This window comes from Shewanella algicola, assembly GCF_014648035.1.
Lineage (GTDB): Bacteria > Pseudomonadota > Gammaproteobacteria > Enterobacterales > Shewanellaceae > Shewanella > Shewanella algicola.
In genome coordinates, this window is record NZ_BMQI01000121.1 from 1 (window position 1) to 2250 (window position 2250).

At 44.5% G+C, this 2250-nt stretch carries 3 protein-coding genes; all 3 read right to left on the bottom strand.

What is annotated here, in order from left to right; genetic code table 11:
- Positions 1-1510 (bottom strand): IS66 family transposase (gene tnpC / locus IEY42_RS21945; protein ID WP_188927289.1); only part of this gene is annotated, 1510 nt, incomplete at its 3' end.
- Positions 1511-1594: 84 nt separating this feature from the next.
- Positions 1595-1939: an IS66 family insertion sequence element accessory protein TnpB gene (gene tnpB / locus IEY42_RS21950; protein ID WP_188927290.1), complete on the bottom strand. Its 345-nt coding sequence runs from the start codon at positions 1937-1939 to the stop codon at positions 1595-1597.
- Positions 1936-2235, bottom strand: coding sequence for an IS66 family insertion sequence element accessory protein TnpA (gene tnpA, locus IEY42_RS21955; RefSeq protein WP_188927291.1), 300 nt, complete (start codon positions 2233-2235; stop codon positions 1936-1938). Before tnpA ends, tnpB begins: the two co-directional genes overlap by 4 nt.
- Positions 2236-2250: the final 15 nt, after the last annotated feature.

The following is a 2250-nucleotide window of genomic DNA, read 5'->3' on the forward strand; positions in this document are numbered from 1 at the left end:
TTAAATCGGTTAAATCGTCGGTAGGAAGACGCTTGGGCAACTCGGTAAACAAGTGTCTGAAGTAATAATATGGGCTTATATCGTTGGCGCGACAGGTCATCACTAAACTATACAAGTTCGCACTGGCATGCGCGCCGTTGACTGACGTTGAGAACATCCAGTTTTTACGCCCCGTTGTGAATGGGCGTATATCTCGCTCGGTGACATTGTTGTCGATGCTAATATCACCATCATCAAGATACGTTAATAATTTCGGCCATTGGTTTAGTGCATAGGTAATCGCTTTGCCTAGATATCCTTTGGGCAGTACCTGTTGTTTTTCTAGCCAGGTTTTAAACTCCGTTAATATTGGCACTGCTTCTTGTTGTCTTAATTGTTGTCGCTCAAGCGCACTGAGTTGTTTTGAACGTTTTTCAATGGCGTAGAGTTTGGCAATATAGCTCAGTGCGACTTCGGGCTTACCGGCTTTTTTTGACGCACTCGCTTTTTGTGCATCGGTGAACTTTCGGCGCACATGTGCCATGCAGCCAGCATGAGTGACGTCTTTTAATGTGCCATAAGCACCGTAGCCATCCGTCAGTAAATACCCAGAAAAGCCAGATAAGAATGCTTGAGCACAACGGCCTGCGCGGCTTGGATGATAGTCATAAATCACGATAGGCGTTTGGACAAACTCACCACTGCGATACACCCACATATACGAGGTCGATTGTGCTTCTCTATCCGCTTCTCTTAAGACTTGTACTGTGGTTTCATCAGCACAAATCAGCTTTTCATTGAGAAGCTGTGACTGCATTGCATCAATAATGGGCTGCACTTTCATGCCTAATTGCACACACCAATTGGCTAAGGTCGCACGACTAATATCAATACCTGAACGATTTAAAATATCCACCTGACGATAAAGTGGCAGTGCATCAACGTATTTTGCCGTCACAACGGCGGCAAATGCCTCGGCGCTGCCCATACTCTTAGGGATTAAACTGGGAGGCTTAGGGGCGGTGATAATGCGTGAGCTGGTGTGTGTTTTTTCACACTGACGACAGGCATATTTCACCCTTTCATGACGGATAACCGTCACTTTTTGAGGAATAATTTTAAGCTCTTCACTGGTTTCGACGCCACATCGGTGCAATGGAGACTGGCAGCATTCACAACAAGGCGAGTCAATCTCATGTGTAATAACTTCACGCTCGAGTGTTTCTGGTAAGGGTTTGCGGCCGGTTTTCTTTTTGGTTTGTGCGGGTGGCTCAGCAATATCTTGTTGCTCCGCCTCATTGAAGGTGCCTTTGGGCACTTTTTCACTCTTTGAAGAAAACCGCTTAGATTGACTTAAATTTAATTGCTCAATTAACAACTGGATTTGTGTTTTAAGCTCGGTGATTTCTTCTTGAGCAACAAGTGCTTCTTCCTTGGCTAATGACGCTTGTGCCAGTGCAATGTCAGCAGCTTGTTGCAGCTGCAGTACCATGGCCTTAAGTTGCTCAATATCGTCAGGAAGTGTGGTCATTATTAGCGACGTTTGTATGAATTTTTCCTTATTGTGCCAGCGAAAAAGGATCGTTCAAGCATAAAAATGTGATCGCCTGTTTGATCACACTGTTAGGTTATTTAATGGTCGATGTGCTCTGTGATGCTCGATAGATAACCCCGATAACAGCCAATTTAGTTGCGCCTTGCTGATATGTAACGCGCCATCATGTGTGGGGGTTGGCCACTTGAATGTGCCTTTTTCTAACCGCCGATAATAAAGCCAAAAGCCATTCGTGTCCCAAAACAAGATTTTGAGTTTATCTCGATGACGATTACAAAAAATAAACCAGGATTCACTAAATGGGTCCATTTCAAGGTGTTGTGCAACGATAAGCGATAGCCCATCGATAGACTTACGCATATCGGTGACACCCGTGACGAGATAAACTTGAGCAGAGGGCGTCATGTTAGGGCTGCAACCCAATGCTGGATTTGGTTAGTACTTAAATGAAGCGGCAACTGAGCACGCAAACCATTTGTAAGGACTAGCGTGACAACGTTTTCACTCTCGACGGATGTATCTGTCACAAGAATGGGTTGCAATCGTTGTGGCTCAGGCTGTGTTCTCAGCCTTTTGGTCCATGTATAAAAGGTTTGATAGCTTATGTTCTGCTCAGCACAAAACTGAGTGATGCTGATGCCACTTTGTTTTTGCTGCTCGATTAATGAAGACCAATACTGGTGTTTTTCTTGTGTGTTCATAGAATCTCCTTAAAT